Genomic DNA, 17,425 nt, shown 5'->3' with positions numbered 1-17,425 from the left:
CTAGCACAATTGATTAAACTCCACCCGCTCCCCATCGGGCCCATCAATCATAAAATAGCGCATGCCATTGCGGCCACTGGGTTGCCGCGTTGGCCCTTCCGTCAGCGGATAACCTAGCTCCTCCACCCATTGCTGAGCCGCCACCAAATCGCTCACCCGCAACGCCAGATGATCGATGCCGAAAGCCGCCGCACTGCGCTGCTGCCCCGCCCAGGGCAACTGATACAGCTCCAGCATCAGATGTTCCCCCAGGGCCAGAAAACGTACCTCAATGCTGCCTTGCGGGTCTTCTATGGATAACGCCTGATGGGCAGTAAACCCCAGCGAACGATAGAAGCGGGTGGCCCGTTCGATATCCGCAGTGCGAAAACCAATATGCGCCAGGCCAGAGAGTAGATTCGCCATGCTAGACCCCCTTCTTCACGCAGTAGAAACCGTAGAACGCCACATACACAAAGCAGACCAACGGTACCGCGAAGGCGATTTGCATATTGCCGCCGTTGGCGTCGGAGATCATGCCCATAATCAACGGCACCACCGCACCGCCGATAATCGACATCACCACAATTGACCCCGCCACCTGTGTTTCTTCCCCCAGCCCCTTGATAGTCAGGCCGAAGTTGGTGGGCCAGCACAGCGCCATGCAGAAGTTGGTGCCCATAATCGCCACCACGGCGAACATGCTGTGAATATTGACCGCCAACAGCAGCAACAGCACGCAAATAGAGCAGAACACGCCGAGCAGCAGCGCCGGGTTAAATTTTTTCATCAGTGCGGTGGTGACGACTTTGCCGACCGAGTAACAAATCAACGTGGCGATCAGCCAATAGGTGGCCGAATGCTCGGTGGTGCCTTGCTCAATCATCTGCACAAAGCGGATGGTGAAGCTCCATAAACCCACCTGTGCACCGACATACAGAAACTGCGAAAGCACCCCGAGGCGAAAACGCGGCAGGGCCAGCAGGATACGCAATGACTGAGAGAGCGGCTTGCCCCCGGCATTCTGTGAATGCTGGGTTTTACAGGCGGGGAATTTAACTGCCACAAAAATCAGCGCCAGCACCACCAGCACCGAACCGATGATCAGATACGGCGTAACCACCTGCGACACCATCTGGGTGCGGGCCGCCTCTGCCAGCTCGGCGGGCATTTGCAGTAGCTGTTCGTGGGTAGGATCGTTTTTACCAAACACCAGCTGTTGGCCGATCAATACGCCAAAGATCACCCCAAGCGAGTTAAAAATTTGCGAGAAGTTGATGCGTTGGGTGGAGGTTTCCAATGGGCCTAACAGGCTGGAATAGGTGTTGGCAGAGGTTTCCAGGAACGACAGCCCGGCGGCGATCACCCCCAGGCAGGCCAGGAAAGCGCCATAGGTCATGATCTGCGCTGCGGGGATAAACAAAAAGCAGCCGAGCGCATACAGGCACAGGCCAATAATAATGGCGACTTTGTAAGAGTAACGTTTGATCACCGCCGCAGCGGGCAGCGCCACCAGGAAATAGCCGAGGAAGAAGATCGACTGCACCAGCGCGGTCTGGGTATCGGTAAGGTCAAAGCCCTTTTTAAACTGGGCGATAAGGATATCGTTAAGGTTGCCCGCCATACCCCATAGGGCAAACAGGCAACAGACCAGCATCAGCTGTAGCCAGGGCGTGGCGGGGAGATAGGCACTGCGATCGATGCTTTGCGCTGCGGCCTGTTGCGCCGCAGTAGGTTGGTTAACCAGAGATTCGCTCATTGTGGTGTTCCTTTATCCGTAGAAAAAGAGAACGAGCTAATAACATCAAGCTGTTCGTAGAGGGGTTGGGCCTGACGATAGAGCTGCTCAAACAGCTCAAAGCAACGCAGGTAGTGTTGGTGCAACCGGGGGTCCGGCAAAAATTCCCGTTCGACGCTGACGGTGCGGCGGACGCCTTGGGCAAAGCTGCCAAACAGGCCAACGCCGACGCCTGCGATAATCGCGCAGCCGGTGGTGCCGTTTTCCTGATTACGGGTTTGCAGGATCGGCAGGTTGTAGGCAGAGGCTTTGATTTGCAGCCACAACGCACTGCGCGCGCCGCCGCCGGAAGCGATCATCGCCTCGGGTTCTTGCGCACCACGCCGCAACTGTTGCAGGTTGCGCAAAGCGGCCAGAGCGACGCCTTCCAGCACCGCACGGTAGAGATGTTGCTGCCGATGTTTGCGCTGCAAACCAAAAACTGCGCCCGGGAGTTGGTGTGCTCCGCCAGACGTTCGCCGGTGAGATAAGGCAGGAACAGCAACCCTTCGGCACCCGGCGGCACCTCCGCCGCCAGGCTGAGCATTTGCTGGTGGCTGAGGCGGCTGTCGTTCAGCGCCATCCGCGCCCAGCGCATGGCATCGCCACCGGCATCCAGAATGGTAAAACCGCCCCAAGCCGGGTTGGCCAGATGCAGGTTATTGATCCAGGGATCGAGCAGCGGTTGCCTGGCAACCACGGTTAATAATGTGGAGGTGCCGGTGCTGTCCGATGCGGTGCCGGGCTGATAAACCCCGGAACCCAACAGCGTGGCGGCCATATCTGCCGCACCGGCCACCACTGGGATGCCCAGCGGTAAACCCGTCGCAGCAGCAGCAGCCCGATCGATCTGGCCAATCACATCGCTGGAAAGATGCAGGTCAGGCAACTGATCGCGACGCAATTGAAACTGCTTGAGCGCCGTTTCTGACCAGGATTGGCGGGTGCTGTCCATCAGGTAATAGCAGGAGGCTTCGCTGTAATCGGTGGCGCGCCCCGCAGAGCCGGAAGTTGATATAGTCTTTCGGCATCAGCACCGTGGCGACCCTGGCCCACAGATCGGGGTGATTCTCCCGCAGCCAGCACAACTTGAAGGCGGGCCAGGCGGCGGTGGGCGGATTGTTCAACAGCGCCAGCCAAGGTTCTGGCGCCTGTTGTTGCTTAAAGCGCTCCACCTGCGGCTGCGAACGTTTGTCGTTCCACAGCAGTGCGCGATCGACCACCAGCTCGCCATCGGCATCCAGCAGCACGGTGCCATGCATTTGGCCACAAACCCCCACGGCAGCAATGCGTGGGCGATATTCGGCGAAGCGTGCCAGCAACTCTTGCACGCACTCACAGGCGCTTTGCCACCAGAGCGACGGTGGTTGTTCCGCCCATCCCGCCTGCGGCGTGATTTGATCGTATTCGCGCTGGGCGAAGCCGAGGATCTCTCCGGTGCACATAACCAGCCCGGCGCGGGTGCTGCCGGTGCCGACATCAAGGGTAAGAAGTAGGTCTTTCATTATTATCACTCCTGGTGGGGGCGACAGGGCCGCCCCGAGAAGCGTTACGCTGGTGCGCCAACGGCACCGCGTATCAGTTTTTAGTTATCGTTCAGTTCCGGGAACAGGCTTGGATCTTGCTCTAACTGCTCCAACACCTTTTGGGTGGCGGCAGCGCTCATACCAAAACGGCGCACGCCCAGGCGATACAGCGCCCGCACCGTATCCAGGTCGCGGATGCCACCGGCCCCTTTGATCTGGATGCGGCCACGCAACTGATCGGCAATGATCGCTACTTTTTCTGGGGTGGCACCGGTCGGTGCCCAGCCGGTGGAGGTTTTCACCCAGGCCATGCCGACCTCTACCGCGATATCGCATACTTTGCGGATCTGCTCTTCATTCAGGTAGTGGGTTTCCAGGATCACTTTGGTCGGAACCGGTGCCGCCGCTTGTACTACGCGGCGCAGATCTTCGCGCACATAGTCGTAATCGCCAGACAGCACCTTGCCGATGTTGACCACCATATCCACTTCACGAGCGCCATCGGCAATCAACTGGCGAACCTCTTGCACTTTGGTGTCTGTGGCATGGCCACCGCCGGGGAAGCCCACCGGGCCGCCGATCATCACGTCGGCACGGCCCTGTTCCGGCAGCAGGGTGCTGAGAAAGCGCGCCCAGCAAGGCAGGACGTGGACAGAGATAATGCGATAGCGGCTAGCCAGTTCGGCACAGTGACGGACATCCGCTTCATTGCTGGTGGCCTGCACAGCGCTGAGATCGATAAGCCTGGCCATGCGTTTTGTAGTTTCATTCATTGTTAATTTCTCTCTTTTACTTTCATTTAATTTTATATTTGCACCATATACGGTTTCATATGCGTTTAAAAATGTGAATGCTTGCAAATGTGATCTGTTTTGCAGTTTTTATGTTCACTTTGGCGGGGGAGGGGGCGGTTTGTGGGTGAGAAACAAGCGGTGATAGCCGGGAAAATAGACGGGTGACGTTTTTTTCGACATTCAACTCATTGAATGCTTGATAAGTGTTGCGCGAGGAGAGCGGGAAGGTATAATGCCCACGTTTTCCGCATACTACTTCAGTGCCGAAGTGGCGAAATCGGTAGACGCAGTTGATTCAAAATCAACCGTAGAGATACGTGCCGGTTCGAGTCCGGCCTTCGGCACCAAAAGCATGTAAATGGACCTCAACTGAGGTCTTTTTTTATGTCTGAAATCCGCGCTCCACAAGGCTTTACCCGCTTTCCTCCTCAACTAAAGTCAACCTAACTCAACCCACATCAACAAGCTTGTGAGTATACTAATGAGTATATTTTCCGATTCGATATTGCTTGTATACTCACGAGATACCAATGGAAGGAGGACCATTATGGCCCTAACGGATACTAAAGTTCGTTCTGCGAAACCTGAGGATAAAGAGTATTCACTTGTTGACGGCGACGGCATGTCCTTACTTGTAAAACCTAGCGGTTCAAAGTATTGGCGATTTCGTTTCCGTTTTGGTGGTAAACAACATTTGATGGCGTTCGGTGTCTATCCTGAAATTTCACTGGCGGATGCCAGGAAGAAAAGGGAAGAAGCCAGAAAGCTGGTAGCTGCTGGTATCGATCCTCGTGAGCATAAACGTGCTGTGAAAGAAGAGCAGGCGAAAGAGATTATTACTTTCGAGAAGGTTGCCAGAGAGTGGCTCGTGGCCAACCAAAAATGGTCGGAAGATCATGCTAATCGCGTAAAAAAGAGCCTGGAGGACAATATCTTCCCGGCAATTGGTGCTCGCAATATTGCTGAACTGGGTACCCGCGATCTGTTAATTCCCATCAAAGCCGTCGAGACATCTGGCCGTCTAGAAGTGGCTTCCCGTCTTCAACAGCGCACCACGGCCATCATGCGTTATGCGGTGCAAAGCGGGTTGATTGATTACAACCCGGCGCAGGAGATGGCTGGAGCCGTCGCATCTGGCAATCGACAACATCGCCCGGCGCTGGAATTAAAGCGTATCCCTGAGTTACTCGAGAAAATAGACGGCTATACCGGCAGGCCGCTAACCCGTTGGGCAACGGAACTAACTTTGCTTATCTTTATTCGATCCAGTGAGCTGCGTTTTGCTCGCTGGTCAGAGATCGATTTTGAAATGTCAATGTGGACCATCCCGCCTGAGCGAGAGCCTATTCCCGGCGTGAAACATTCTCAGCGAGGATCAAAGATGCGTACACCTCATCTGGTGCCGCTTTCAAAGCAGGCGATGGTGATCCTAAAGCAGATAAAACAGTTTTGTGGGGAACACGAGTTGATTTTCATTGGCGATCATGATCCGCGTAAGCCAATGAGTGAAAACACCGTAAACAGTGCACTACGGGTGATGGGATACGATACTAAGGTTGAGGTTTGCGGCCACGGCTTCCGTACAATGGCTTGTAGTTCGTTAATTGAGTCAGGACTATGGTCGAAGGATGCGGTGGAAAGGCAGATGAGCCATATGGAACGCAATTCGGTGAGGGCTGCGTATATCCATAAAGCGGAACATCTTGATGAGCGCAAGCTGATGTTGCAGTGGTGGGCTGATTTTCTGGATGCGAACCGGGAGAAAGGGATTACGCCGTTTGACTATGCGAAGATCAACCGGGGTAATGGTGAGTGAAATGTTTATTAGTGTTGTACCTTTGAGTCTAAACTAAACGCGGCTGACTAAATCAAGTGATGCGTTGGTAGGCAGTGATAAATAGCAGAGTTATCGCCGGGGCAATTCATTCCATTGAGTCTCATCGGAAGAAACAATTCAGCACAAATCAATATATAGCCATCTGGAAGTATGGATGGTTATATGTTTCGTGTTTCATTTTTACTAGCATAAGACCGCCTTAGCGGTCATCTTTAAATGGTGTCAGTTATACAGAGTTACTGACAGGCACGACTGTTTCACCATCAATAAAATAGTTCGATGAATCATTGTATTGGGTCTGTAATACCTTATTTAGCAACTTACATTCTCTAGGCTGTGGTATCATTCTCCCAAAGGCAATAAAGAACAAGAACATAATTACAGCAACTGAATATAATATTAGATGCCCCCAGATAGGAATTTGGTCATGCCTGTAAGTGGATAATATCAAGGATAAAATTGCAAGAGAGATGAATTGCAACGAAAACAAAGCATACATACTGTTCTCGAACCAGAAAGAAAATCCTTTCTTGAATATAAGAGAACCATCTTTAACCAATAAAAACGATCTAAATTTTTTAAAGAATCCTGTGGGTATTAACTCTCTATTTTCTATCAGTAGGCTTAGAATTATTTTCTGACTAGCGACATCAGAAATTCCAGTTATACGATAGCTGACTATTCTCTTAATATCCTCCTTTATGCAGGTGCTAACTTTATTTGATAGTTTATGGCTATCCAGAAGATGTTGCAACTCGTTTAATCTAGAATTCTTGACTTCATTAATAAATTTTATTATTCCCCGTATTTTCCAGATGATAAGAGCCAATGGCCCTGCAATGAAAATAAAGAGAAGAACCTGTTTTATCTGCAATGATCCGCTTGATACAGCAGCAGTGATCCATCCATTTACTATATCTAATATTTTATCCATAGCCTATAACCCAAAAATGAAATTGTCCGTTATGGGGGAAGTTATCGTTACACCGTCTAATGATTCGAGATAACTTCAGCCTGTTTTAAAATCAGCTCTACCGTACCCGGTGTTTTATCCGGCGGATACTTATACTTGCGCAGTGTCTGGCGCACCAGAATACGCAACCGTGCGCGGATAGCAGATCATTTTCAGGCCGAACGAAGCAAATTCTCAACCCACAAAACATCTCGGTGACCGGCCACAATTCTTCGAGCAAAGGCCGACAACTCCGCACTCTCAGAAATATAATCCGCAAGAGCACGCACATGTTCTGAAAACGAATTATCGATATCCACATTTCCAGATTCTGTTAGTGGAAATAACCTATCGGCGGCATCAATCTTTCGCGTTATTGAAACAGCGAGCGTCTTGCGTTTGTCAACAAGGTCAGAGTGATCCAAGTGGTAAAGCCTGATTGATTCAGCTGCTCGCCTATTGCGACCGACATGTTTCTCCTTCGAATATGTCGGTATAGGCCTTCCAGTTTCGTCAAAATCTATAAGGCCGGGTTCGTCTGGCTTGCACGGGTCCAAAAGAATTGGACCCTCATTTGCCTCATCTGCACAGCAAGTTGCCCGCTTATTCTCATCATGGAGGGGAAATTTTTCTCCTTTCCCCCTGTCTTCTCGCTTTCTTTATCCGACCGCACACTGTTGCAGAATGTACATGCAAATCTATAATTGGAAGGGCTAAAAGCCGACCACGGATATTTGCTCTTTGGACGGAAGTGATCTACTGCTCCATCAGACCGTTCCTGCACAATCTCGCAATAATAACATTTGTCATGCGAAAGCTTCATTAATGGTCGCTTTAGGTCGCGCCATACATCCGAATGATCTTTAATTTTTCCAGGCTCATCTGCGATAGCGGCGTCTGCACGCACCTGCCAGCCATCTGGTAATTCCAACTGGTCCAGATTAATATAGCGCACGTATCAATCCCCCTTCTTATTCAAGGCATTCTGAATTAGACGGTGAGCTTTCTCAGCCTCGTCAGGCAGCTCTTCCCTTTCACTTACTGGCATCGCCTCCTGATCCAGCCTTCGCAATGCCTCTTTAAGTTCGGGATCGCGCACCTCATAGCGGAACCCATAAGTTTGGAGCTCTTCGTTGATTTCCTTCAGCGTTTTCCTGTCATCTTCACTTAGCACATCCTGTCCGCTGAGATGACGCTTCCTCACAAGCAGATCTTGGGTATGGGTGTCTAGGGCCGCACTCAGTCCAAACATTTCACTGGTCATCACACCCGCATAGCCCATTCCACGCGGGTGCGTGTCCGGCTCCGCAGCCGAGATCGCCTGCGTATCCTTATCACGCGTAAGAATCTGAACTTGTTCCTTCTCAAGCTCAGCTACGGCAACTGGATTGTGCGTTGCCAGAAGAACGTGACTACTTTGCTTTTCTGTCCCATTCACATTCAGAAAATTGCGGATATGTTGAAGATACTCGACGCTCCATCTTGGGTTAAGGTGCGTATCGGGCTCGTCGAGCAGAAACAGGCTTTCCTCTTCCGCTGTGAAGCGAAGCAAGCCTAGTACAGTTAGAAGTTGTTGTTCGCCTTCGCTCAGTTCACGGAATGTAACAGACCCGTCATTTTTCCGCAGCTTGACCCTGATTCGTACCTCGTCGATTAACTCAGAAACATAGGTACTTTCCAAATCTTGAAAGAACTGGGCGGTGCTCTTTCCCGCTGCCAGCTTGCGCAGTGCGTCAAGGTCTTTCACGAAAAGATATAAGAATTCCAGTGTTCGCGAGTTCCATAGACTGACCTTTTCTTTGCGAGTGATCCGCAATGGCGCAAGAGATATATCGTAAAGTGTCGCCAAGAAATCGGATACGACACCACGTGCATTCCAGAAGCGTGGGTCGCCGTCATTGGATGTCCATGACGGCTGTCTAAGAACAAAGAGAACGGATTCGATTCCCCCTCTTCAAGGCCGAGCTGTTCCTGCAAAAACTTGTCTGTCAACTCGGCGTTATTCACTATGAAAGACAGCAAAACAAAATTGCTATGGACTGGAAGCGCATAGAACAGGCGCTTCAAGCCAGGATTTTTCCAGCCCGCAGGTCTCTATCGTACCGTTCGAGATATTTGAGAAAAACCTCTTCCATCCTTTCGCTTTGGCCCGAATAATAGCCAAATACAAACCTCGGCAGATAGCCGTCATCTGGATTTCGCAGCTTGGAAAGAGCCAAGGCTTCGCCGGGGGATTCCTCAAAGCTGAGGGCAGCAGGCGGAGATTTAGCATCGGGATTATAGGTCGCGAGCTTAATGCGATATGCTTCCTTGCCCGCTGGATCTGCATCGATGCGAACCCATTTGTCCTTGATCTGATAGCAAATTCGATAAGCAAAGGACGGTTTGTTTTTGTTCCCCTTCCCATCCTCACCCATGATCAGGTCCCGGAAAAGAACTGTAGCTGCCTCCAGAACATTTGACTTGCCAGTCCCGTTTCTGCCAATCAATACAGTAATCAGATGTCCCTGAGCGAAGTCAATCGTCAGGTTTTTCAGGTTTTTATATTCGCCAATCCATAGCCAATCGATACGCATGATCACTCCTCACTGATCGGCATCAGCCTCAACCAGTCTTCATTTCCCCGGCGCTCGACCTCAAGGTCACCATTTTGCAGGTGTATCCGCAGCTCGTTGTAGAACTCCTCAACCGCATCAGATGTCGCGCCATCGCCAATGCCCAACGCTTGCGCTGCGTGACTAGCGGAAACCCAACCTTCTTTGGATTTCATAACCTCAATCAAATTCGCCATCTTTGCCCCTCTTTTAATTGGCTTGTGGGGACGCGCTGCCGCCTTGCGTCCTGAGCTTGTTTTTTCCTTTATTGCTGCGCTTTCTGTCTTTATCCTCTCGATCAGGATTGAGGCGGGCTCATCATTCAGATTTTGTGAAACAAGCTCTCCCCTGAATGCTGTTTGAAGAATAGACGCGTCAAGTCTAGGAAGCTGATTTGATGCTGCAGTGTATTCGTCAGATACACGGTCGAGCCAAGCAAAAGCGATTTCAATCCGACGGACAATTTCTGCCTGTTGCTCTTTTGGTGGCAACGGCAACGGCGTGCTGTTGAGCTCTTTTTTATTGATTTTTGGTAGTACAGTACGTCCTTCACGCAAGGCAGAGAACTGCGCGAAATCCTCGCTAACAAGCCAATAAAGCAAAAATTTTGCTTCTAATTGTGAACCAACATTTATTGGATACATGTCTGCGCTGCAAGCGCCGTCAAAGTCGACAAGTACCGCTTTTCGGAGATAAGGTCGAATTTTTGAATATAAAATCTGCCCCGGATAAAATCGTTGTTTGGCGCTTGTGACGCCGTCCTCTCCAATCGTCTGATATGACAGAAGCTTCGCCGTGCCACTTTGGATGTTGTTAGGTGCAATATGTGGCAGAGCAAGAATGCTATCCGGGCGAACCAAATTGGCGGCAACAGCAGCAACCTCCTCAAATCTTACCCAGCGCCAGTCTGCTGGTAAATTCCAGCATCGGCTTTCGAGTAGGGTCGTTTCGCTCTCCATCTTTCCGATCAATCCGCCGTTAAAAGAGAGAGCCAAAACACGCGTCCTGAATTTTTCAATCAATGCTGGGATATGATCGAGTGCATCGCGAGCGGAGGCTGTGCGGGAGGTCAGATAGTCAAGTTTGGCAACGATCCGTTTTTGTTCAGCGAGGGGTGGCAGCGGAAGAAGATGTTCTTTCAAATACGCTGCAGGCACACGCTGTTGGCCAACAGCACCTGTCATTACTTTGCGAGCGTCGTCACGAAATGATATTTGTCGGATGAAATACCAAATATACTCTGGAATAACTCCGCCATAGCTGCGCAATACGTGGAACTCGGTTGAACCGAAACCAATGCCGTTTACAAGCCCTGTGGCGATAGCAGATTTTCCATTTTCCATCGATGGCGTAATCTTCGCGAAGATGACATCCCCTTCAGAAAATTGCGTAAACCCTTTGGCGACGTCACGTAGCGGGCGCGAAACATCATCAACAATGGCTCCGGAAATTTCGCTGACAGCTGCCATAGGAACGAAGGTCACCATGTCATCAGGCTCCAAGTCAAAAGACCTGCGCGGATTCACCTCCACAACATCTTTGAATGCAACTTGTGCCCACCCTTTCGGCAAATCACCCATGCCCACCTCCCATTTCGTGGCACGGGCTTTTTACCAGTCGTAGCTGCTCTGTTTTGATCCCTTCGCTCTCTAATCGGTCTGTTTCAACCGCCAAAACCAACTGGATTATTCGCGTAAATTCTTCCCTTATTGTCATTCGTTAACCTCAGAAGGCTCAATGAGCTCTCCGACTACGGCTTCAATTTCATTCATTGCCGATTGAAGATGTGAGAGGATCAGAGCGGCAATATCTTCTGGAGTTTCTGCCGCATCCTGAGCGTCGCCGCTTTCATCGCGCAACCAAGAAATAGCCAGACCATCTTCCCGATCAGCAATCTCTTGCCGCGAAAAGCAACGGAACCGACTCGTTTCGCCTTGATCCTCGCGCGTTGATTTGCCGTGCGGGTCATTTCCGAAACAGCACTCAAATTCGGCGAAGTGCTCGTCGAGCAACGGTGTGGTCTTTCCGAATACTGGCATGTTTGTGCGCAAATCATAAAACCAGACAGACCTCGTGTTATCTTTTTTCTTACTGCCACGGCTAAAAAACAGAACATTTGTCTTAACGCCGGCGCTTGTGAAAATTCCTGTTGGGAGCCTAAGAACCGTGTGCAGATCGCATTTGTCCATTAGTTCGCGTCGAACCAATCTACCAATACCATCATCGAACAGCACATTGTCCGGCAGAACGACCGCTGCGCGCCCGCCCGGCTTTAGGCCAAGATATATGTGCTGAAGGAAGGCCAATTGCTTGTTTGCGTTATGGTAAGGGATATCAGCGCGGAGCGATCTTCTGCTACCGGCCTTGCTCCCAAATGGTGGGTTGGCAAGAATAAGATCGGCGGGCTGGAGCCCATTTGCATCATCCGTCAGTGCATCGCCGTATATGACCTCGGCATCGAGGCCATTAAGAAACGTATTCATCAAACAAATTCGACGGGTATTTTTTTCAATTTCAACGCCTTGATATTTTGGGGGCGTTTTCGCGTATGCCTGTTTTGTATTTTCGGAATGAATAAACTGGTCCGCCGCAATTAGAAATCCGCCACTTCCAACCGCAGGGTCCTGAATTATCTCACCCAATTTTGGTTTCATGGCTCGCACCATGGAATTAACCAGTGCTCTTGGAGTAAAATATTGACCTGCTCCAGAACGCACATCTTGCGAGCTCTTTTCGATCAGCCCCTCGTAGATGTGTCCAAATCTATCACCCGAGAGATCATTCCAATCAATTTTGGCGATGCCATTTACTACGGCGCGAAGGTTCTCGTCGTGCGAAAACACTGTAGTGGGAAAGGCGTATATTGCCTGGATCGTTTCACTTTCTGCGCTAGTACCAAGGTGGGTCAGCATCTCCTGATAGAAGCCCAGCAAGCCATCTTTAGGATGACTCAGGAGGTCTTTCCAGCGGTTGCCAGATGGCAGAAGACGTTCAACACCATTCTCTTCTGCAATTTTGAGGAAAAGGAGATACGTTAATTCAGACACGTATTGGTGATAGCTGATCCCATCACCACGAAGGATGTGGCAAAGGTTCCAAATTTTCTGAACTATATTCGCATTTTTCATATGTTGCTTCTTTCACTCTAAACGCTTGAATGAATGCAAACGTAAGCTTGTCGGCCAAGAACGGCTTTCTCTACGGCATTCATCCTTGGCCCTCTGAAGCAACTGGCCTGCCGCTGGCATTCTCGGTCTGACCAGCATGCTTTGATTTCATCGCCGCTATGTATACTCGCATGAACTCCCGAATGACCTGCGCGGCGGGACGATCCTGCTCGCGGCATATCTTGAGAAATTCATCGCGAAGCTCCCGCTCGACACGGATTCGCATTCCGGCATCTTTTTCTTTCATAGCTCCAAGTGTAGCCTTTGGATACACATCAAGCCAAGTCGAAAGTCCGCAAGGAGCCGAAATTATCCGGAATTTGGCTAGCGGGCGTTTTGCGGCATATGAACGCCTGAGCCGACGCAGTAGGTCCGGCAGCTTCGTTGATGGCCTCTCGCTGTTTAAGAAAGGGCTTACAGTTGTCAGTAAGGATGTTTTTAAAGGTCAGATTGACCTTTAGGGAATATTTGGAAAGAACTGTGTCAAAGTTGTTTTTGTTCAGATTAACTTTTCCATGCTCTTACAGTGGCACAGACTCCTGACCGTTACTGAAGTCTGTTACCAACAGTGCGAAAGTTGGTCTTCCGCAACTTTGGTGGAAGAAAATCAATGAAAATTTTTAGTTAACAACGATCTAAACTGTTTTAGGTCATGGATATGGGAGAAGCAATTCACCAGAGCAGCTGTTGACGAATGAAGGGATGTCTGAACACCTCTGGGAAATATTCTTTGAAGTAGTCAAGCAACGTATGTCCCGGTGATTCATAACGCCCAGATCGCGTAACAAGTCTGATCTGAGCACTGCCGTTCGCGTGAATGACGAATGGAATTTAGAGATGTAGCAACTTAATCTTGCCCGGTTATTGCTACTTCAGTGCATTATCCGCATGTTAAAATCATGGTCGCTAATGTGGCGGACCATGTGGAGTTGCAGCTTGGCATCTCCCCAGCAAGCAGGCCAATTCAGGTGTAATTATTCTGCCAGCAGGCCTCCTCAATGCTGTAAATACCGGTACCGCAGGCAGTGCAGCGTTTTTCCCCGCTGTAATGGTTAGCGCACCAGACGCAGTACCAGTCCAGCGACATTACCGGGGAATCCAGGGTATTGAAAAGACTGCGTAATGTTCTTCTGCGTATCTCCGCTTTCACTGCCGGGTCAATATGCGCACAGCTCATCAACGTACTGGCAGCTACTGTCCTCTGGTCATGTTCGAACCAGGGTGAGTCAGCGTGCGTGCCGGTATGGAAGATGAGTCGACAGCCACAGGATAGGCAGCTCCATACCTGTCCCGGCATGTTCGCCGCTTCACTGGTGGTCACAAAATGCCCACGGTGGTCACTGGCGAGGTAGCATTTCAGCATACGAATTCCGGCGTTCTGTTCCTCACTGGTAACGGTCTTAAAATTCATCGGACTGACTCCTTACCGCCATACGACATGCAGGCAGGTACCGTCCCGGAACGAGATGGCTGTCTGTGTGGAGGATGGCGGGTTACAGGTTGATTATGGATGACTGGAACTGATGGTTCAGGGGTTTCGGCTGCAAATGGGGCAGGGTTTCGCGCCGCAATAGCGCCGCTTATTGTGTTCGCATTGCCAGCGGAGTGATATGCAGTTAGCCGTTTTACGGGAGCGATGCTGGCCGGTTGACTTCACTACTCCCGTGAGTTGGCAATAACCTGCTGCATCCAGCTCTGGACTTCACTTTTATACCAACGGGAGCTGCGTCCCAGTTTGATGGGTTTCGGGAATCTGCCATCTTGAATCAACTTGTAAAACCACTTGTCGGTCATCTTGGTGTGTTTGGTGATGTATGCCATGTCGATAAGAGGGTCTTCTGCATTAAGTAATGACGCGGCGGATGGGGTTGTACTGGTAGTCATGGAATTTCTCCCTCTGAAAATGAATTTTGGGAGGAGACCGGCGTGGGTTGAGTTCTGTTGCACACCGGTACTCCTTCAGAGGATAAGGCGTGTATGTAAAATATTACCTTGGGAGGCTAGGTAAGGGACTGGGAATGGCAGGAGGTCAGCCCTGGCTACAGCCAAAGTTACGCCCGCCATCACCGGTGACTTTGGTGTGGTCTTTAGCGAGGTAATCAGCCCGAGCTAGGGCTTGTTGAAGTTGTGCGCTGTTCCCCCTGTCAATCCATAGCGCTGGATTCTCAGGGAAATTCGCCAGTGTGGCATGCTGCTGCACGTCCACCTGCAACGCGCTACACCAGGCCTGTTTAATCATCCCGGCCAGGGTGTGCGGTGAATTGTAATCACCAGCTCCACACCAACTCTCTCGGTTCAGCAGTAAAACAGCGTGATAGTGCTTTTTACCGCTACGCTCGCCGAACTCCCGAGCCCAGACATACCGCAGCGTTGTGGGGTGTACCCGCTTGCCCTCCTGCTTTCTACGCAACTGACAGGCGGTAATTTTGGCTTTAAGGGATTCTGTAAAACGGGATATTACAGCGGCGTCAGTGGCGGCAGGGGCATCAGGCAGGCGTAGATCAACCCTCAGCATTAATACTCGTGGATAGGCATCCAAGGCATTCTGAAAGGTAGCGGCAATACGTTGCTGCCAGAAATCGTTAAAGATGTAATTCATGAGGAAAGTCTCCGGTTGAATGTGATTCATATCCATTACCGGTGACATAAAAAAAGACAGTTTCGTTAAAACAGAATCGATGACAGCTACGTATTTAAAACTGCGACTGATACAGTCGTCACTTTGCTGACGGTATTTCTTCTTGATGTTCATCTATGTGCTGAATATAGTATCAAAGTGTCTGTAACGCGCCAGTAAACGTTAATTTCTTTTATCTTACTTATACCTAAGTGACTACAGTAAAGCAGTAAGCACTACGATTTTTATGGTCTTGATACAGGAAGGGTTGAGGCTATAAACTAGCCAGAATAACGAATGGGCTGATCGGAACTCCGATCTGTTTACATGTGTTTCTAATCAGTCATAGACAAAGAGTATCTTCGGTAAAGATATTGTCGCATAAGTTCCAGATTAGTGTTAATAACTTCATTTAGTCAATTTGTGATGTGTAGATGATTAACAGCTATGCTTGCTGGTTATCCATTGTGATATGTACTTATACAGTTACAATGATGATATCAGGTAGTGCATAGTGAGTGGTTGCTGATGATAACACTTGCTTCATTTTTATTAATTAGGATAATGACTGTAAGAACATTATTATGTCGTTACTGACACTTCTTTGAGGTCAATATAATCAAGGTGCTTAACCTGCTTTACGATTAAGGTAGATCATGATACATACTCTTCTTTATTGTTTATATTACCAATCCGACAAGCAGGGCGGTATGCCCATGGTACAGATGGGGTGTACAGAGCGGTAGTTTTACTTCACGGGACATGTTGCCACTCTGGAGTTATGGTAGCTATGGCGGACAAGCATCGGTCAACACGGTAAAAATAGTCGCTGGAGTTTACAGGTCTGTAGCTAGACGGCTTAGTTTTTCGATTATCATGAGCTAAGAAAACCTCTGTAACGATCCCTACAGCTCTGAGATGAAGCCTGATGGGTAACCAGCGTAAGAGTCCCGGAATGACAGATTTTTTTACGTTATTTGTGTTGTTGAATTACATAATTTGTGTGGCGTGATGGCAGCCTGATCGGCTATCTTCAGAGAACAGAGAAAACAAAATGGTTGTTCTGATGTCTGGCGGATAGCCAGAGTCATGACGACGGACAGGAAAGGAGTCTGACCAGTGACAGTGTTCAACATGTCTGATGATTTTCGTTTTATATTCCCGAAAAAGGCAGATAAGTATAAGAATGTGATGGTCACATCTGTTGATTTTCATCGGCTGGAAAAAGAATATTGCATTTGTTTTTATCAAAAAGCTAATGATGTACGAACTGAAGATGTTATCAATCTTATTACTGTTTTAAGGTCTGAGTACGCAGGACTTCAGCATGGAAAGCTGATTTTTAATTCGGAAGGTAAGGAGAGTTGTGAACGAAATAAATGGATTTTACTTGGGGCGATAAAAAAAGATATAGATAAAAAGATGAGAATGTTCACTACTGCCAGACAGTTTCATAACGATATGAAACACAGATATAAAAATGCTGGCACACTCTGTTTCTCTTTATTTGCCGAAGGTATCTCCGGAAAGCCCATTCCGGATCACATGAAAACACTAAAAACGCTAAGCTCCCGCTTTTTTAATAATATCCGATCCAGAACTACATTTAAGCACCATGTTTTGGGCTATTTCTGGGTTGTGTTAAAGAACAGTTCTGATAACCGGCCTTACTTACATGTTAATTTTTATATTGATACTTTGGGTTTTAATAACGTTATTGGTGAGGAAATTAATTCTTGCTGGTTTAATGCTCTCAAAGCCATGGAGGATAGAGAAGGAGGGGTATTGCACCTTACTGTGACAAAAGAATATCAGAATGGGTTGCTCTTAAGAAGTACCAGTGGTTACAGGGAGCAGTCTGGAGAGAATCACGCTATTTTTACTCATTTCAATTCTGATACAAGTGTAATTACTCAAGATTTGAACGCTGCGAATTCAGAAATATACAAGCAGTTTACCAATAATAAAGATAAACAGTATTTCATACATTATCTTTATGCACTCGCTAAAGAGTCTTACTTTATTGCTGAAAACACTCATTTCTTTGGTTCTTCCTCAGTGGTAAAACGGTTGAAATAAATTTCAGATATATATCATCCTGGTGAACTGCAACAAACCAGTTGCGCTGGTCCCTTGGTTATTTCTCCCAAAGGCATAACCTGTCGCTTAAAGTTTTCTTTGC

Annotated in this window: 17 protein-coding genes, 1 tRNA gene and 3 pseudogenes; 3 read left to right on the top strand and 18 right to left on the bottom strand. The window is 49.1% G+C overall.

All coding sequences use genetic code 11. The annotated features are described in order from the left end of the window. The 6 genes and pseudogenes from ACQ86O_RS01895 to deoC all read right to left on the bottom strand — a co-directional run bounded on the left by ACQ86O_RS01895 (position 1) and on the right by deoC (position 4,055). Positions 1-405, bottom strand: coding sequence for a VOC family protein (locus ACQ86O_RS01895; protein WP_431223914.1), 405 nt, complete (start codon positions 403-405; stop codon positions 1-3). A gap of 1 nt (position 406) precedes the next feature. Beyond that, entirely contained in the window at positions 407-1,738 is a 1,332-nt protein-coding gene (gene fucP / locus ACQ86O_RS01890; protein ID WP_431223913.1) for an L-fucose:H+ symporter permease, read from the bottom strand. Next, positions 1,735-2,394 (bottom strand): FGGY-family carbohydrate kinase, encoded by a 660-nt coding sequence (locus tag ACQ86O_RS01885; RefSeq protein WP_431223912.1) that lies wholly within the window; start codon positions 2,392-2,394, stop codon positions 1,735-1,737. Before ACQ86O_RS01885 ends, fucP begins: the two co-directional genes overlap by 4 nt. A 182-nt stretch (positions 2,395-2,576) precedes the next feature. Beyond that, positions 2,577-2,687, bottom strand: a pseudogene (locus ACQ86O_RS01880) (hypothetical protein); the annotation flags it as partial. Continuing rightward, complete coding sequence (locus ACQ86O_RS01875) at positions 2,638-3,261, bottom strand: FGGY family carbohydrate kinase (protein ID WP_431223911.1); 624 nt, start codon at positions 3,259-3,261, stop codon at positions 2,638-2,640. The gene ACQ86O_RS01875 and the pseudogene ACQ86O_RS01880, both read right to left, overlap by 50 nt. Positions 3,262-3,341: 80 nt before the next feature. Next, the gene (deoC, locus tag ACQ86O_RS01870; protein ID WP_431223910.1) at positions 3,342-4,055 is read right to left on the bottom strand and encodes a deoxyribose-phosphate aldolase; all 714 of its coding nucleotides are present in this window, start codon (positions 4,053-4,055) and stop codon (positions 3,342-3,344) included. Between the two features lie 283 nt (positions 4,056-4,338). Here deoC and ACQ86O_RS01865 point away from each other — a divergent pair. Then, positions 4,339-4,423: transfer RNA gene (locus ACQ86O_RS01865), tRNA-Leu, on the top strand. A gap of 200 nt (positions 4,424-4,623) precedes the next feature. Then, positions 4,624-5,892 carry a tyrosine-type recombinase/integrase gene (locus ACQ86O_RS01860; RefSeq protein WP_431223909.1) on the top strand — a complete coding sequence of 423 codons (1,269 nt, stop codon included), beginning with the start codon at positions 4,624-4,626 and terminating at the stop codon, positions 5,890-5,892. Between the two features lie 247 nt (positions 5,893-6,139). Here ACQ86O_RS01860 and ACQ86O_RS01855 read toward each other — a convergent pair whose 3' ends face one another. The 12 genes and pseudogenes from ACQ86O_RS01855 to ACQ86O_RS01800 all read right to left on the bottom strand — a co-directional run bounded on the left by ACQ86O_RS01855 (position 6,140) and on the right by ACQ86O_RS01800 (position 15,225). After that, complete coding sequence (locus ACQ86O_RS01855) at positions 6,140-6,847, bottom strand: hypothetical protein (protein ID WP_431223908.1); 708 nt, start codon at positions 6,845-6,847, stop codon at positions 6,140-6,142. A 56-nt stretch (positions 6,848-6,903) separates the two neighbouring features. Then, positions 6,904-7,029: pseudogene (locus ACQ86O_RS01850) on the bottom strand (type I restriction enzyme endonuclease domain-containing protein); the annotation flags it as partial. A gap of 356 nt (positions 7,030-7,385) precedes the next feature. Continuing rightward, a complete protein-coding gene (locus tag ACQ86O_RS01845; RefSeq protein WP_431223907.1) occupies positions 7,386-7,820 on the bottom strand; it encodes a hypothetical protein in 435 nt (144 codons plus the stop codon). Between the two features lie 3 nt (positions 7,821-7,823). Then, the gene (locus ACQ86O_RS01840) at positions 7,824-8,714 is read right to left on the bottom strand and encodes an AAA family ATPase (RefSeq protein WP_431223906.1); all 891 of its coding nucleotides are present in this window, start codon (positions 8,712-8,714) and stop codon (positions 7,824-7,826) included. A 214-nt stretch (positions 8,715-8,928) separates the two neighbouring features. Continuing rightward, positions 8,929-9,441: an AAA family ATPase gene (locus ACQ86O_RS01835; RefSeq protein ID WP_431223905.1), complete on the bottom strand. Its 513-nt coding sequence runs from the start codon at positions 9,439-9,441 to the stop codon at positions 8,929-8,931. 2 nt (positions 9,442-9,443) lie between these two features. Continuing rightward, complete coding sequence (locus ACQ86O_RS01830; protein ID WP_431223904.1) at positions 9,444-11,039, bottom strand: restriction endonuclease subunit S; 1,596 nt, start codon at positions 11,037-11,039, stop codon at positions 9,444-9,446. A gap of 132 nt (positions 11,040-11,171) precedes the next feature. Then, on the bottom strand, positions 11,172-12,587 hold the full coding sequence (locus tag ACQ86O_RS01825) for an N-6 DNA methylase (protein ID WP_431223903.1): 1,416 nt from the start codon (positions 12,585-12,587) through the stop codon (positions 11,172-11,174). A gap of 79 nt (positions 12,588-12,666) precedes the next feature. Beyond that, the gene (locus ACQ86O_RS01820) at positions 12,667-12,873 is read right to left on the bottom strand and encodes a hypothetical protein (protein WP_431223902.1); all 207 of its coding nucleotides are present in this window, start codon (positions 12,871-12,873) and stop codon (positions 12,667-12,669) included. Positions 12,874-13,045: 172 nt separating this feature from the next. Then, positions 13,046-13,189: pseudogene (locus ACQ86O_RS01815) on the bottom strand (type VI secretion system contractile sheath small subunit); the annotation flags it as partial. A 401-nt stretch (positions 13,190-13,590) separates the two neighbouring features. Continuing rightward, a complete protein-coding gene (locus tag ACQ86O_RS01810; protein WP_431223901.1) occupies positions 13,591-14,037 on the bottom strand; it encodes a putative zinc ribbon protein in 447 nt (148 codons plus the stop codon). 245 nt (positions 14,038-14,282) lie between these two features. Continuing rightward, positions 14,283-14,510 (bottom strand): helix-turn-helix transcriptional regulator, encoded by a 228-nt coding sequence (locus ACQ86O_RS01805; RefSeq protein WP_316150388.1) that lies wholly within the window; start codon positions 14,508-14,510, stop codon positions 14,283-14,285. 145 nt (positions 14,511-14,655) lie between these two features. Next, positions 14,656-15,225 carry an inovirus Gp2 family protein gene (locus ACQ86O_RS01800; protein WP_058706462.1) on the bottom strand — a complete coding sequence of 190 codons (570 nt, stop codon included), beginning with the start codon at positions 15,223-15,225 and terminating at the stop codon, positions 14,656-14,658. A gap of 1,137 nt (positions 15,226-16,362) precedes the next feature. Between ACQ86O_RS01800 and ACQ86O_RS01795 the strand changes: the two genes are divergently transcribed. After that, complete coding sequence (locus ACQ86O_RS01795; protein ID WP_431223900.1) at positions 16,363-17,322, top strand: hypothetical protein; 960 nt, start codon at positions 16,363-16,365, stop codon at positions 17,320-17,322. The last annotated feature ends 103 nt before the right edge of the window (positions 17,323-17,425 follow it).

This window comes from Serratia sp. L9 (genome assembly GCF_050632285.1).
Classification (GTDB): domain Bacteria; phylum Pseudomonadota; class Gammaproteobacteria; order Enterobacterales; family Enterobacteriaceae; genus Chania.
This window is presented reverse-complemented; position numbering and strand designations above follow the sequence as displayed.